This window comes from Rhizobium sp. N621 (assembly GCF_001664325.1).
Classification (GTDB): domain Bacteria; phylum Pseudomonadota; class Alphaproteobacteria; order Rhizobiales; family Rhizobiaceae; genus Rhizobium; species Rhizobium esperanzae.
This window is the reverse complement of sequence record NZ_CP013495.1, coordinates 2811581-2824755: the sequence shown is the minus strand read 5'-3', so window position 1 is coordinate 2824755 and position 13175 is coordinate 2811581. Positions and strand designations below refer to the sequence as shown.

The 13175-nt window shown below is 63.1% G+C and carries 15 protein-coding genes and 1 riboswitch; of the genes, 8 read left to right on the top strand and 7 right to left on the bottom strand.

Features of this window, described 5'->3' with window-relative positions; genetic code table 11:
- The first annotated feature begins 51 nt into the window (after positions 1-51).
- Positions 52-591 (top strand): Pycsar system effector family protein, encoded by a 540-nt coding sequence (locus AMK00_RS13805; protein WP_064810713.1) that lies wholly within the window; start codon positions 52-54, stop codon positions 589-591.
- 66 nt (positions 592-657) lie between these two features.
- Here AMK00_RS13805 and AMK00_RS13800 read toward each other — a convergent pair whose 3' ends face one another.
- Both AMK00_RS13800 and AMK00_RS13795 read right to left on the bottom strand, forming a co-directional pair.
- Positions 658-1146: a RidA family protein gene (locus AMK00_RS13800; RefSeq protein ID WP_064810712.1), complete on the bottom strand. Its 489-nt coding sequence runs from the start codon at positions 1144-1146 to the stop codon at positions 658-660.
- On the bottom strand, positions 1140-1865 hold the full coding sequence (locus tag AMK00_RS13795) for an SDR family NAD(P)-dependent oxidoreductase (RefSeq protein WP_064811723.1): 726 nt from the start codon (positions 1863-1865) through the stop codon (positions 1140-1142). The genes AMK00_RS13800 and AMK00_RS13795 overlap by 7 nt, the downstream gene beginning before the upstream one ends.
- Positions 1866-2053: 188 nt before the next feature.
- Here AMK00_RS13795 and AMK00_RS13790 point away from each other — a divergent pair, with 188 nt between their 5' ends.
- On the top strand, positions 2054-2956 hold the full coding sequence (locus tag AMK00_RS13790) for a LysR family transcriptional regulator (RefSeq protein ID WP_064810711.1): 903 nt from the start codon (positions 2054-2056) through the stop codon (positions 2954-2956).
- Positions 2957-3092: 136 nt separating this feature from the next.
- Entirely contained in the window at positions 3093-3869 is a 777-nt protein-coding gene (locus tag AMK00_RS13785) for a DUF1194 domain-containing protein (protein WP_064810710.1), read from the top strand.
- Positions 3870-4172: 303 nt separating this feature from the next.
- Here AMK00_RS13785 and AMK00_RS13780 read toward each other — a convergent pair whose 3' ends face one another.
- Both AMK00_RS13780 and AMK00_RS13775 read right to left on the bottom strand, forming a co-directional pair.
- Positions 4173-4862: a VOC family protein gene (locus AMK00_RS13780; protein WP_064803542.1), complete on the bottom strand. Its 690-nt coding sequence runs from the start codon at positions 4860-4862 to the stop codon at positions 4173-4175.
- 249 nt (positions 4863-5111) lie between these two features.
- The gene (locus AMK00_RS13775; protein ID WP_011425937.1) at positions 5112-5546 is read right to left on the bottom strand and encodes a 6,7-dimethyl-8-ribityllumazine synthase; all 435 of its coding nucleotides are present in this window, start codon (positions 5544-5546) and stop codon (positions 5112-5114) included.
- Positions 5547-5625: 79 nt separating this feature from the next.
- A riboswitch (FMN riboswitch) is annotated at positions 5626-5768 on the bottom strand.
- A 384-nt stretch (positions 5769-6152) separates the two neighbouring features.
- On the opposite strand from AMK00_RS13775, the gene AMK00_RS13770 reads away from it, so the two are divergent.
- Positions 6153-6599, top strand: coding sequence for an SRPBCC family protein (locus tag AMK00_RS13770; protein ID WP_064803540.1), 447 nt, complete (start codon positions 6153-6155; stop codon positions 6597-6599).
- A gap of 173 nt (positions 6600-6772) precedes the next feature.
- Positions 6773-7081, top strand: a complete 309-nt coding sequence (locus AMK00_RS13765; protein ID WP_064811722.1) for a GCG_CRPN prefix-to-repeats domain-containing protein — start codon at positions 6773-6775, stop codon at positions 7079-7081.
- A gap of 79 nt (positions 7082-7160) precedes the next feature.
- On the opposite strand, the gene AMK00_RS13760 is transcribed toward AMK00_RS13765, so the two are convergent.
- The gene (locus tag AMK00_RS13760) at positions 7161-7385 is read right to left on the bottom strand and encodes a hypothetical protein (RefSeq protein ID WP_064803538.1); all 225 of its coding nucleotides are present in this window, start codon (positions 7383-7385) and stop codon (positions 7161-7163) included.
- A gap of 454 nt (positions 7386-7839) precedes the next feature.
- Here AMK00_RS13760 and AMK00_RS13755 point away from each other — a divergent pair, with 454 nt between their 5' ends.
- The 3 genes from AMK00_RS13755 to AMK00_RS13745 all read left to right on the top strand — a co-directional run bounded on the left by AMK00_RS13755 (position 7840) and on the right by AMK00_RS13745 (position 11013).
- Complete coding sequence (locus AMK00_RS13755) at positions 7840-8937, top strand: adenylate/guanylate cyclase domain-containing protein (RefSeq protein WP_064810709.1); 1098 nt, start codon at positions 7840-7842, stop codon at positions 8935-8937.
- A gap of 190 nt (positions 8938-9127) precedes the next feature.
- On the top strand, positions 9128-9778 hold the full coding sequence (locus AMK00_RS13750; RefSeq protein WP_064810708.1) for an ArsR/SmtB family transcription factor: 651 nt from the start codon (positions 9128-9130) through the stop codon (positions 9776-9778).
- Entirely contained in the window at positions 9775-11013 is a 1239-nt protein-coding gene (locus AMK00_RS13745; protein WP_064810707.1) for an MFS transporter, read from the top strand. The genes AMK00_RS13750 and AMK00_RS13745 overlap by 4 nt, the downstream gene beginning before the upstream one ends.
- A gap of 22 nt (positions 11014-11035) precedes the next feature.
- Here AMK00_RS13745 and AMK00_RS13740 read toward each other — a convergent pair whose 3' ends face one another.
- Together AMK00_RS13740 and AMK00_RS13735 are read right to left on the bottom strand one after the other, a co-directional pair.
- A complete protein-coding gene (locus tag AMK00_RS13740) occupies positions 11036-11932 on the bottom strand; it encodes a LysR family transcriptional regulator (protein ID WP_064810706.1) in 897 nt (298 codons plus the stop codon).
- A 187-nt stretch (positions 11933-12119) separates the two neighbouring features.
- Positions 12120-13142 carry an LLM class flavin-dependent oxidoreductase gene (locus AMK00_RS13735; RefSeq protein ID WP_064810705.1) on the bottom strand — a complete coding sequence of 341 codons (1023 nt, stop codon included), beginning with the start codon at positions 13140-13142 and terminating at the stop codon, positions 12120-12122.
- Positions 13143-13175: the final 33 nt, after the last annotated feature.

Genomic DNA, 13175 nt, shown 5'->3' with positions numbered 1-13175 from the left:
TCGTTTCAAAGTGTAATATCAGGGGAACACTTTAGGGGATGGAGTATTCAGGTGAGCGAATTCGAGAGTGCTACGGAGGTTATGCTGAGCAGGCCGTCGAGCGGGGACGTCAGTGCCGAGTATTTCGACCACATCAAGAAAATCAACGACATATTCTATGATCAGGTCAAGATATCCGACCAAAAGGCTGCCTACATCTTTACTTTCATGCTCGCCTTTTTAGTGAGTTCCAGCGAGGTGAGGGCGGTTTTCAGCCTGGCACGTTATACGGGCGGTACGCTGGGAAGTATGCTTTTCTCCGGCCTGCTTGCCGCAGCCTCGGTCTTCTCCATTCTCTCAGCTATTCTGGTTGTGCTGCCGCGTCATTTAGGCACCTCGACCTCGCTCTTCTGGGGCGCCTGGCCGAAGCACCGCGATCTGTTTTTCGATGCCGCCGTGCGGCGAGACGAGCGCTATCTTTTCGACCAATATCTGGAAAATGCCAACACCCTCTCGACGATCGCGCGCAGCAAATATCGCTGTGTAACCTTCGCCTTTCGCGGGTTGATGGTCAGCGTCGTTGCCTATGTGCTGTTGTTGGCGGCAGGGTGAGGTTGCGCTGCCACTCTCCGACGTAGCCATGGGGACGGGGGCGCGCTGAGGCGCCCCCGTCCCTCGTCAATCCACAACCTCGAGAACGAGCTCGATCTCGATCGGCATGCCGAGTGGCAGGCTGGCAACGCCAAGGACCACCCGGCCGGACAGTTTGTCTACACCGAAGACCTGGAGCAGCAGTTCGGATGCGCCATCGGCGACCTTGGGGTGGTCGCGGAAGTCGCCTTCCGTCGCGATGTAGACGCCGAGCTTGACGACCTTCGCCACCCTGTCCAACGAACCGAGATAGTCCCTGACGGCCGCAAGCCCGCTGAGGGTCGCCGTCTCGGCAGCCTTGCGGCCCTCATTCACCGTCAGCACCCCGCCGACGCGGCCGATATAGCGGGGCTCATGGCCGACAACCGGCAACATCCCGCTGAAGAAGACGAGGTTGCCGGAATTCGTCGCCTCAACATAGGCGCCGAAGGGTGTGGGCGGCGGCGGCAGGACGATGCCGAGCTTCTGCAGCCGCTGTTCCGCGCCGGCTGCCGGCGCTTTCGTTCCGGTCACCATTTGCCCAGATGTGCGCCGCCGTCGACGTGCAGCACCTCCCCGGTGACACGCGGAGCCTCGGTCAGGAAGACCACCGCATCGACGATTTCGGCGACGTCGGAAATGCCTGACATCGGCGAGAGCGTCTTCAGGAACTCCTTCGGATTATCCTTATGCAAGGGCGTGTCGACGACGCCCGGAGCGACCGTGTTGACGCGGATTCCATCGCTCGCATATTCCATCGCCAGGTTCTTGGAGATCGCATCGATGCCGCCCTTGGTCATCATCGAAACCGAGGCGGAGAAGCCGGCGATCGGATGGTCGATCAGCGGTGTGGTAATGCTGACGATGCTGCCGCCTGTCTTCTGGGCTAGCATCTGCCTGATGACAAGCTGAGTGAGGTGGATGAAGCCTTCGAGATTGGTAGAGGAGAGCTTACGGAAATCCGTCATCGTGTAATCGATGAAGGGCTTGGTGAGGAAAATGCCGGCATTGTTGACGAGGGCGTCAATCGAGCCAAAGCGGTCAATCGCCGCTTTGGCTACACGCGCCGCGGTCTCGGGATCGCCGATGTCGCCGTCGACCATTGCCAGCCTGTCGGAAGCCTTGAGAGCATCCGAAGCGCTGACTTGGCGCGAGGTGGCGACAACGTTGTAGCCGCGCTCGACGAAGGCGTTGACGAGGCCTGCTCCGATACCTTGGGAGGCGCCCGTAACGATGACAGTTTTATGCGTAGTCATGTTGAACTCCATTGATCTGGTTCGGGCAACGCGGGCCTTGCGAAGGCGAGGTCGCTCGAGATGGGGCCGCCGCGATCGCGACGCCATCAGCTGTTGCTTGTTTTCGCAGAGTGAATATGGCGAAAACCCGATTGCGCGATTAGATGGAAATATCTGGATTCTCTTTTGCATTGATGCAAAAGTGGGGCATGGCGGACCTTAATGACATTGCAGTCTTCGTGAAGGTGGCGCAGTACGGGAGCTTCAGCCGTGCGGCCCATTCGCTCGGCATGCCTGTTTCAACCGTCAGCCGTAAAGTGACCTCGCTCGAGGAACAGCTCGGCGTTACGCTGATACAGCGTACGACCCGCAAACTCAGCCTTACCGCGCAGGGGCGGGCTTATTACGACAGGTGCAGCGAGCCGCTGTCCCACCTCCTCGATGCTGAGCAGGCGGTGAGCGAAACGCAGAGAAAGCCGGCAGGCTTCTTGAAGATCTCGGTGCCAGTCATCTTGGGGCAGGAGGTCTTCTATGAGTTCATATCCGCCTTCCTGAAGACCTATCCCGATATCCAGGTTGATCTCTTCGTCACCAATCTATTCCTCGACCTGGTTGCGGAGAATATCGATGTCGGAATCCGTTTCGGCGACCTGAAGGATTCGTCCATGGTCGCGCAGCGGCTCGGCAAGAGCGTGCGCTATCTGGTCGCGGCCCCGGAATATCTGAAGGGCAGGGCGCTTCCCGCCAAACCGGAAGACCTGAAGGAGCATCGCTGCGTACTCCTGAACGGCCGCAACGGCGAAGCGGAATGGCATCTCGTCAGCGGCCGCAAATCGCTGGACCTGCGTGTGTCGGGGCCGGTCTCGAGCCGAGACTTCGATGCGGTCAGCGCCTTCACTTATCGCGGCCACGGTATCGGTCTCCTGCCTTCGACCTATTGCGACGAGCAGATTCGAAGAGGCGAACTCATCCGCCTTCTTCCGGAGTGGTCGTCGCCGGAAATTTTCGTGCATGCCGTCTATCCTACCCGCCGCTTCCTGCCCTTGCGCCTGCAGGTCTTCCTCGAAGCGCTTAAGGCATGGAACACCCCGCTGTGGCTGCCATTGCATTGAGAGTTTCGGAATCGGTGCCGTTGAGACGCGACGCATTTTCATCACCGAAAATTGAAGCCCAGCGCCTCACCGTGCATCCTGCCCCGGCCAAGCTGTGGTAAAGTCTGTCGGCTTGGGGTGGCGCGGGGATTTGCCGATGCTGACAACGCTTGCGGTGCTCATGGGTGTTTCAGGAGTCGTGCCGGCCGCTGAAACCGTGCCAGCTGAGGTTGATGTGACGCTGGTGCTTGCCGTCGACACCTCGCGGTCAATGGATTTCGAAGAGATTGGCATTCAGCGCGATGGATACGTCGAGGCGCTCAAGCACAAGGAATTCATCGATGCGGTCAAGGGCGGGCTCACCGGCCGCATCGCCATCAGCTACTTCGAATGGGCGGGCTATGTCGTCCAGGACTCGATGATCGACTGGCAGGTCATCGAGACGGAGGCGGATGCGATCGCCTTTGCAGGCAAGCTCGACGCCCGGCCGATTGCCACGCAACGGCGCACCTCGATCTCCACCGCCATCGATCAGGGCGCCAGCATGATCGCCACCGGTCCCTTTCGCGGCAGGCGCGAGGTGATCGACGTTTCCGGCGACGGCCCTAACAATTCCGGCGATCCCGTCATACCCGCGCGCGACAAGGCGGTGGCGTCAGGCATGATCATCAACGGCCTGACCATCATGCTGCGTCCTTCCGATGCCCCCGGCGGGCTCGACAAATATTACGCCGATTGCGTGATCGGCGGCCCCGGCAGCTTCGTGCTGCCGGTCCACAAGATCGAGGATTTCGCCATCGCGGTGCGCCGCAAGCTGGTGCTCGAGATCAGCGGCATTTCTCCGTCGCCTGGGGTGGAGAGGATCGCTGCGGACGCGCCGACGACGGATTGTCTGATCGGCGAGAAGCAGTGGCGGGATATATTCGATCGGTGAGGCGTGGCTGCGGCGCGACTTGGAATGAGAGGACACCGTGTCGCACCCCCCTCTGTCCTGCCGGACATCTCCCCCACAAGGAGGGAGATCGGCTGGGCGTAACGGCTTCCCCAAACAACTAAAGCATCGTGATTGTCGCTGCCGGCTGGGAGGGAGCGACGGTCAGGCCACTTGCCAATCTCCACCCTTGTGGGGGAGATGTCCGGCAGGACAGAGGGGGAACACGGCACGCTTAAAAGGAAAGAAGCCCGCCATGAGGGGTTTGAAGGCGAGCCGGGTGCTCCCAACGTCTGCCGCCGCCACCTACAACGGCAATTGCCTGCCGGCCTGTTCGCTGACCATGTATTCGGCGTACCAGTCCGGCCAGTTCTCATCATACTTGCCGCCGTTGCGTTTCTCGTGTTCGCCGTGGGCCTGGGCGGCGCGGCGGAGTGCCGCCGCAAGGTCGCTCGATGTCGAGAAGGCCGTCTCATCGGCGTCGATGCGGCCGGGGAGGCGGGTGGTGACTTCCTGGAACAGCCAGCCATTGCCGTCGGGATCCTTGAACGAGGCAAAGGAACGGTAGCTGCGGTGCTCGGGGTCGTGGCCGGCGATGCGCAGGCGCCCGAAGAGATAGGGCTCGTCCTTGCCGGCATAGACGCCCGATGCGTCGTGGAAGACCTCGCTCACCTCGACGCTGCGGGCGATGAGATCGCGCCGCGCGGCCTCGATGTCGGAGACGATGAGGTAGAGCCCTTGCGCGGAGCCGGGGGCGGCGGCCGTGACGTTCCTGCCGAAGATGATGGCGCAGCCGGAGCCCGGCGGGGTGAACTGGATCACCCGAAAATCGGCATCATTGGCAAAGTCGGCGTCGAGCCTCCAGCCCAGGCCGTCATAGAAACGTTTGGCGCGGTCGACGTCGGAAACGGGGATGACGACCACCTCGAGCTTGGTGTCGACCGGTCGTGTTCTCGCGGATTCGGTGGGGGGTTCACTGCGCACTGCATTGCTCATCTTCAGCTCCTCAGGGTTTGGACGCATTAAGAATGGCGATACATGTCGGGGTCGAGTGGACCACAGCGCGTTAGGGGCGTCGAATCAATTATTCTATCGGTGCAGAAGAGACGGCGGGCCGATCCCGCCGCCTGTCGCGCGGCTGCTAAAGCGCGTCGCGATCTTTCAGATTCGCTTTTTGCGCTTTAGGTTTTTGTTTTCACGCATGTCGTTGGCGCAAAACCGCTGCACACTTTTGCGCGACCTGCTTCACGCCGCAAGAGCGGCGCGTGTCTTGCCGATCATCAGGGCGGCGCGTGCCGCCTCGCGGCCCTTCTCTACGAAATGGGCGCGGTAGATCTGCGTATGATGCTCGGTTTCCTGATAGTGGTGCGGCGTCAGCGAAACGGATAGCACCGGCACGCCCGTATCCATGCCTGCACGCATCAGGCCATCGACGACGGCCTGGGCGACGAATTCGTGGCGGTAGATCCCGCCGTCGACGACGAAGGCGGCGGCGATGACGGCGGCATAACGTCCGGTCGCGGCAAGATCGCGCGACAGCAGCGGCATTTCGAAAGCGCCGGGGACGTCGAATACGTCGATTTGTTCGGCGGGAACAAGCTGTTGGAAGCCTTCAAGCGCACGGTCGACGATATCGGCGTGCCAGCCGGCTTTGACGAAGGCATAACGGGTGGGTGTCATGGTAATCTCCTTTGGCGTACAGACACGTCACCCAAGGCGATCACGAGCATCCGCCGCCAGCCTGGAGGGCAGCAGCAGCGCACGTTCTCTTTCATCCGGACTATGACCGTCGGCTCAGGCATCTCACCTGATCTGCTGACCCTTCCGAGGAAGGCGCTCGCGGGCTCGCAACTGAAACTGCATACCGCCGGTAGGGACTTTCACCCCGCCCTGAGAACGGCGCGGACAATAGGGGCAAGGCGGCGAGCTGGCAATAGGGAAGATATTTTCGGGTGGGTGCGGTTTTCAACCTCAAGAGAGCCTCATCCTGTGAGGTGCCCGTAGGGGCCCCGAAGGACGACGCGGGCGCGCTGACATTGGATGGAAGCAAGGAGCGGCGTTGGAGCGCGTCCTTTGAGGCTCCGCCCTGCGGGCTGCGCGCCTCAGGCTGAGGGAGCTCGGAGGTTGCCGCGCCGAGGCCGGTGAGGGTCTCACCTAAGGGTGCTGCAGGATGCCCGCCCTTGCTCAGCGCACGCTTCCGCCTACATGCTCCCATTGAGGACACCCACGTCAATACAGCATGATACGTCGTTCCCCGAGACCGAGCGGCAACCATGGGAGAGAGACATGCCAGAATCTTTCGTCGTGCGCCGCGAGGCGCATCTTGCGGCGCCGCCGGCGGCGGTGTTTGCGCTGATGACCGATCCGGAGAAGATCCTGCGCTGGATGGGGACGGAGGCCGAGGTCGAGCCGGAGCCCGGTGGGCTCTATCTCGTCAACGTCACCGGCGCCCGCTTTGCGCGCGGCTCGTTTCGCGAGGTGGTGCCGGTGCATCGGCTTGCCTACAGCTTCGGCTGGGACGGCAGCGAGGTGGTGCCGCCGGGATCGAGTCTGGTCGAGATCGACCTGATCGAGCAGGGAGGCGGGACGCTTTTGCGGCTCACCCACAGCGGCCTGCCGAGTGCGGAGCAATGCGCTGGCCATGAGGAAGGCTGGGCGCATTACCTCGGGCGGCTCACCGAGGTCGCCGCCGGGCGGAACCCTGGTCCAGATCCATTTTACGGCAGGAGATGAACGGTTTTCGGCAGGCGGCGGGATGTTCCTCAAGCGCTTGACGCTGCGGGAAGAACGATCCGCCGCGGTCAAAAAAGTGCTGCTTTTTCGTCGGTAAACATGAACGTGCAGTTCATCTCCAGTTCAATTTGGCGGTCCTAAGGTGATTGCGGCTGGATGAAATGGAGTTTTCGATGAAGGCACTTTCTATCGCGGCTGCCTTGCTCGCTGGCAGCCTCTCGATCGGCACAGCTCAGGCGATGCCGATCGGGTCAATCAAGGTTGAGAGCACTGTCACAAAGGTCGACTACGCCTGTGGTCGCGGCTGGCACCTGACCCGCTGGGGCGAATGCCGGCACAACTGGCGCCGCCCGCCGCCTGTAGCTTTCTATGGCGGTCCGCCCCGCTGGGGCTGGGAGCGGCGTCATCGCGATTGGGATGGCCCGCGTTGGCGCTATGAGCGGCGCTGGGACCGCGAACGCCGCTGGCGGGATGACTACTAAAAGCCTTTGACAGAAGCGGACGAACGAGGGCCGGTGCGATGTTTCGCCCGGCCTTTATCTGTTGAAATAACGACCGCGCTCAGATGCGGCTGACGAGCCAGTGCTTTCCGTCGATCAGCTCTTCGAGCTCGGCCGGATCTTTGACGCCGAACTCGAACCATTCGACGAGTTCCTTCGCCTTCCGCTTGCTTTCCTCGGCCGTGAACTCGATCCCATAGCGCGCGCACCACCGCCGAAGGATCGACGTCAGCAGCGTCATGTCATTCCCGTCAAGCGGGTCTTTCGGCCAGTATGTCGTGCCCATCGCAACCCCTCAATCGCTGATGACAAGCTGGCACATAATCGAATCAATGTCGCGCAATTTAAACGTGTTTATTCGGTTGTTTTCAACCGTGGCGAATGGTTTTCCACAGAGTTGTCGGGCGGTGGGGTTGACAGGGTTGCGGAGGGACTCGGCGGGAGCAAGTGCCGATAGGAGATCCTCCGGACACCAGAGGTGTCCTCAGTTTGCCGACAAAATCTCCTCCGTCATGCTCGGCCTTGTGCCGAGTATCTGACCAGGGCAATTGTTTGGACGACCACCGTTCTTCATATGCATAATTGGATCATCTCAGATCCTCGGCACAAGGCCGAGGATGACGGAGGAGATTTTGGTTGCCAACAGGCGGAGACCGGAGACCTCCTCAGAAGTTGCAGGAGTGTCCGTGGGTTGATGTCCGGGGGTTGCCCAGGTCTTGTTGCAATGCCAATGTTAACCCATGGATCTGCCTTCCTCTCTTGCCTGGCTGATTGACGAGGCTGCGGCTTCGCCCGGTCCCGAACGGTTTCTGGCCGAGCTCGGGCGCCGGCTGCTGGCCGATGGCCTGGCGCTTTCCGGCGGCGCGCTGACACTTTCGGTGCCGCATCCGATCATCGCGCGGCGTACCTGGCTGTGGCGGGCCGAAACCGGAGCCGTCATCGAGGCGCTGGGTTTTGCCGCCGCACCTCAAAGCGATGCCGGGCGCGAATGGCTGGCCGGGCTCGGGCCGGTTTGGGAGGAGAGGATTGGAGCTTCACGGGACGGCGCCATGCTCGGCTGGGCGGGTGTCGGCAGGGGGACGGGGGCGGACGAATTTCCTCCTGATGAAGCCGCGCGGCTGCAGGAGATCGCGCGTTTTGCCGCCGCGCCGCTCGCAGCCCTTGCGGCGCGGGAGGCGCTGGCAGCACTGCTGGAAGCCTATCTCGGTCGGCGCAGTGCGGCCCGGGTTCAGTCGGGTGCGCTTGCCCGTGGCACCGGTGAGACCATTCGCGCCGCTCTTCTCTGCGCCGATTTGCGGGATTTCACCGCGCTTTCTCAGGTGACGGAGCCGCAGGCGATGATTTCAGCGCTCGATGCTTATTTCGACCGCGTTGCCGGCGCCGTGCACGCCTTCGGTGGCGAGGTGCTGAAATTCATCGGCGACGGCGTGCTGGCGATCTTTCCCGTCACCGCCGCTTCCGGCAACGAGGCCGGAGCTGATCGGGAGGCCTGCGAGGCGGCGCTTCGGGCTGTCGCCGCCTGCCGCGCCGGCATGGTCCATCTCGACCAGATGCGCCGGGCGCAGGGGCTGGCGCCGCTGCCCTTCGGTGCGGCGCTGCATTTCGGCGAAATCCTCTGGGGCAATATCGGCGCCGCCGACCGGCTAGATTTCACTGCCATCGGCCCGGCGGTCAATCTGGTCAGCCGGCTGGAAGGGCTCTGCAAGCCGCTCGGCCACAGCGTGCTGATCTCAGGCGCGGTGGCTGCGAATACCGAGGCCGCGCTGACGCGGCTCGGCGAGCACACCCTGCGCGGCATCGCCGAGCCCTGTGCCGTCTTCACTTTGGCCGAGGATTGAGCCCGAGATGGCGCTGCCCGAATGCGCCCGCCATGCCATGTTTGGCGCTCACAAGAATCATGATTGTTAATCACTCGTATGGCGCGTGATCATTCCAGCCACTGCCGGAGATCGTTTTCAAATATTCCTTAGGAAGAGAGTTTGCAAAGAAGCTTTTGCAAAGATATGTTTGCGATTATATGATGGGATCATGAAAGAGCAGAACTCCGAACCTGCCGCAGATGCTGTTGCCTCGCGCATAGTCAGCCGTGTCGTGCCCGAACCGACCGCACTGAAGGCGCTGGCCCACCCCGTCCGGCTGCGCATGCTCGGCATGCTGAGGATCGACGGCCCCGCCACGGCGACGCAGCTCGCCGTCCGGCTCGGCCTGAACAGCGGCGCGACGAGCTATCATCTGCGCCAGCTCGCCCAATATGGTTTCATCGAGGAAGCGCCGCATGCCTCCCGGCGCGACCGCTGGTGGCGCGCCAGCCATGAGCTGACCTCGGCTCCCCCGAGCGAAGCCGAAGGCGAGGCGCTCGATCTCGACATGGCCTTCAACCAGGCGGCCCTCTCGCTGCAGGTCGGCCAGATGCAGCAGGCGCTGGAGGAATATGCCGAGCTGCCAGCGGAATGGCGCAGGGCGACGGCGGCCGACGACATCATCATCCCGATGACGGCGGAACAGGCCGAGGCCCTGACGAAACGGCTGAGCGATATCATCCTGGAAGCCATGCGGGCCGCCCCACCATTGGGGGAGGCCGCTTCCCGGAATCCTGACATGGTTCCTTTCTATGTCATGCTGCACGCTTTCCCCTATCCGGGCCGCCTGCCGCACCGCGAGCGAGAGGACGGGACGTGAGAAAAGGCAAGCCTTTCCTGGCGCTTGCCGCCGCAGAGACGCTTTCGCTTTCCGGCACCCGGCTATCGACCATCGCCATTCCCTGGCTGGTGCTGAGCGCTACAGGCAGCCCCGTGCTGACCGGTCTGACGGCGATGATGGAGATGCTGCCTTATGTGCTCGCCAAGGCGCTCGGCGGGCCGCTGATCGACCGCATCGGCGCCAAGCGCATCGCCATCATCTGCGACACTGCTTCCGTTATTGTGGTCGGGCTGGTGCCGATTGTCGATCTCTTCGGCATGCTGACCGTGCCGGTGCTGCTGCCCGTTGTTTTTGTCATGGGGGTGCTGCGAGGCCCCTCCGATGCCGCCAAGCAAGCGATGGTTTCCGATATCGCTGCGCTGGCGGCCGTGCCGCTCGAACGGGTGACCGGCGTCTCCAGCGCCATCGAACGGCTAGCCTCGACGGTGGGCGCTGCCGGCGCCGGCGCATTGATCGGGCTGATAGGCCCGGGGCAGGCGCTCCTCGTCAACGCCGCCACCTTCGCCGCCGCAGCGCTGGTCGTCGCGACCGGCATACCCGGCAGGCGGCGCGCTCCGGAGTTGCCCGCCGCGCTGGACGCTCGGCGGGGCAGGGTGCCTTCCTATGTCGACGATCTCCGGGAAGGCTGGCGCTTTCTGCGCAGCGACGCCGTGCTCGTCAGCATTGTCACCATGGTGGCGATCACCAATCTGCTCGATCAGGCCTATCACGCCGTGCTGCTGCCCGTCTGGACGAAGAACGCCGGTCATGGGCCGGAACTGCTCGGAGCGATGTTCGCCGCCTTCTCCGGCGCTTCCATCGCGGGCGCGGCGATCGCCGCTGTCATCGGCGAGCGCATGCCGCGTCTGATCGTCTATACCGTGGCCTTCCTCCTGACCGGATTTCCGCGCTTTCTGGTGCTCGCGGTCGATGCGGCGCTCGGCTCCGTCTTTGCGACGCTCGCAATCGCGGGCTTTGCCTCGGGTTTCCTCAACCCCATTTTGTCGGCGGTGATCTTCGAGCGTATCCCCAAGCCGCTAACCGGGCGCGTCACCGCGATGAATACCGCCCTCTGTTTTGCCCTCATCCCCTTCGGGGGCCTCGTCGGCGGCGCGCTGATCAGCACGATCGGGCTTGGTTCAGCGGTGCTCCTCTGCGGGCTCGCTTATCTCGCCGCGACTCTCGCTCCGCTGGCGCTCAAGAGCTTCCGTGGTTTTGACAAGGCCATGGCATGAGTCCCCCGCGCAGGCTCTAGCCTTATCCGATTTCCTCGATCATCAGATCGATAAAGCAGCGCACCCGCGGCTCCAATACGCCTTTGTCGGGATAGAGCGCCACGATCTTCGTGTCGTCGGTTTCGAGGTCGGGCAGGACCTGCCGGAGACGGCCGGCGGTCAAATCGGCGGCGGCAACGAAGTCCGGAAGAAGGGCGATTCCGAGGCCGGCCAGGGCGGCGTCGCGAACGGCTTCACCGCTGTCGAGCCTCAGGCGGCTGCGCCCCTGGGCCTTGATCCAGCCGCCGCCGCTGCGAAAGCGCCAACCCTGCCTTTGGCCGCGGCTGGTGAAGAACAGGCAGTCATGGGCGGCGAGATCCGCTATATCGCGGGGCATGCCGCGTTGGGTGAGGTAGGAGGGCGAGGCGCAGAGTAGCGCCTTGTCACTGGCGATCACGCGCGTGATCAACCGGCTGTCGGCCGCCGACGGCGTCGCGCCAATCGCGATCGCCAGATCGAAGCCATCCTCGAGGTTGTCGGCCGGGCGATCGGTGAAGCTCACTTCGACCTGCACGTCAGGCCAGGTGCGAAGATATTTTTCGAGCAAAGGGAGCACGACAAGCGATCCGAAGACATCGGGAGCGGCGAGCCTGAGCACGCCTCGCGGCACACCGCTTTGCCCCCCAATGCTCGCTTCCGCCTCGTCGACCGATGCCAGGATCTGCAGCCCGTGGTCATAGAACACTCGTCCTTCATCGGTCAGGCTCAGTGTCCTCGTGGTCCGGTTGAGCAGGCGCGCGCCGAGCCGCTCTTCCAGACGGGTGACGGCCTTTCCCGCTGCCGAACGGGAGAGGCCCATCGCCTGGCCGCCGGCGATAAAGCTTCCGGCATCGACGACGGCCATGAAGATCAGGATATCGTTCAGGTTCGTGCGCGGCATGAAGGCAACTCGAGCGATTCAACTGCAGCCTTAACTCGGTCGCGATGTGACCGATTCAAGGCTCGCACCATCAACGTCGGCCGCGCCAGTTAGGTCCCGGGCGCATCGAAATGATGGTGGTCGGCGACAGCTGCCGTTTCGCGTCACCACCGCCCAAATCGAAGGCTCGCGCCAACAAGCCTCGCCGTCAGCGCCAGCCGAGCGCCGGAGCGACGTGAGTGAGGATCGCTTCGATGACGTGGGCGTTGTAGGCGACGCCGAGCTGGTTGGGCACGGTGAGCAGCAGCGTGTCGGCCTCGGCAATCGCCTCGTCTTCCGCAAGCTGCTTGATGAGCACGTCAGGTTCGGCGGCGTAGCTGCGGCCGAAGATCGCCCGGGTCTTCTCGTCGATGAAGCCGATCTTGTCGCCCTCGTCGTTGCCGTAGCCGAAATAGGCGCGGTCACGTTCGTCGACCAGCGCGAAGATGCTGCGGCTGACCGAGACGCGCGGCTGACGCGTGTGGCCGGCTTCCTTCCAGGCGTCGCGATAGGCGCGGATCTGGTCGGCCTGCTGGACGTGGAACGGCTCGCCGGTCTCGTCGTCCTTAAGCGTCGAGCTCTGCAGGTTCATGCCGAGCTTGGCTGCCCAGACGGCGGTGGCGTTGGAGCTCGCCCCCCACCAGATGCGCTCGCGCAGGCCCTCCGAATGCGGCTCGAGACGCAGCAGGCCGGGCGGATTCGGAAACATCGGCCGCGGGTTCGGTTTGGCGAAGCCTTCGCCGCGCAGCACTTCGAGGAAAACTTCGGCATGATGCCTGGCCATCTCGGCCTCGCTCTGACCTTCCGGCGGCGCATAGCCGAAATGACGCCAGCCGTCGATCACCTGTTCAGGCGAGCCGCGGCTGATGCCGAGTTGCAGCCGCCCTCCGGCGATGAGATCGGCAGCACCGGCATCCTCGGCCATATAGAGCGGGTTCTCGTAACGCATGTCGATGACCGCGGTGCCGATCTCGATCCGGCTGGTCTTGGCGCCGACGGCGGCAAGCAGTGGAAAGGGCGCGGCGAGCTGCCGGGCGAAATGGTGCACGCGGAAATAAGCGCCATCGGCGCCGAGCTCCTCGGCCGCCACGGCAAGGTCGATCGACTGCAGCAGCGCATCGCCCGCCGAACGCGTCTGCGATTGAGGCGAGGGCGTCCAGTGCCCGAACGAGAGAAAACCGACTTTCTTCATGCCGCGCCTTTATCCATTGCATCTCATGATGGA

Excerpts from the sequence above, each read along its gene's own strand:
- AMK00_RS13800 (WP_064810712.1), bottom strand. The coding sequence starts at position 1,146 with ATGGTGACCGGAACGAAAGCGCCGGCAGCCGGCGCGGAACAGCGGCTG.
- AMK00_RS13795 (WP_064811723.1), bottom strand. The coding sequence starts at position 1,865 with ATGACTACGCATAAAACTGTCATCGTTACGGGCGCCTCCCAAGGTATC.
- AMK00_RS13790 (WP_064810711.1), top strand. The coding sequence starts at position 2,054 with ATGGCGGACCTTAATGACATTGCAGTCTTCGTGAAGGTGGCGCAGTAC.
- AMK00_RS13785 (WP_064810710.1), top strand. The coding sequence starts at position 3,093 with ATGCTGACAACGCTTGCGGTGCTCATGGGTGTTTCAGGAGTCGTGCCG.
- AMK00_RS13780 (WP_064803542.1), bottom strand. The coding sequence starts at position 4,862 with ATGAGCAATGCAGTGCGCAGTGAACCCCCCACCGAATCCGCGAGAACA.
- AMK00_RS13775 (WP_011425937.1), bottom strand. The coding sequence starts at position 5,546 with ATGACACCCACCCGTTATGCCTTCGTCAAAGCCGGCTGGCACGCCGAT.
- AMK00_RS13770 (WP_064803540.1), top strand. The coding sequence starts at position 6,153 with ATGCCAGAATCTTTCGTCGTGCGCCGCGAGGCGCATCTTGCGGCGCCG.
- AMK00_RS13765 (WP_064811722.1), top strand. The coding sequence starts at position 6,773 with ATGAAGGCACTTTCTATCGCGGCTGCCTTGCTCGCTGGCAGCCTCTCG.
- AMK00_RS13760 (WP_064803538.1), bottom strand. The coding sequence starts at position 7,385 with ATGGGCACGACATACTGGCCGAAAGACCCGCTTGACGGGAATGACATG.
- AMK00_RS13755 (WP_064810709.1), top strand. The coding sequence starts at position 7,840 with ATGGATCTGCCTTCCTCTCTTGCCTGGCTGATTGACGAGGCTGCGGCT.
- AMK00_RS13750 (WP_064810708.1), top strand. The coding sequence starts at position 9,128 with ATGAAAGAGCAGAACTCCGAACCTGCCGCAGATGCTGTTGCCTCGCGC.
- AMK00_RS13740 (WP_064810706.1), bottom strand. The coding sequence starts at position 11,932 with ATGCCGCGCACGAACCTGAACGATATCCTGATCTTCATGGCCGTCGTC.
- AMK00_RS13735 (WP_064810705.1), bottom strand. The coding sequence starts at position 13,142 with ATGAAGAAAGTCGGTTTTCTCTCGTTCGGGCACTGGACGCCCTCGCCT.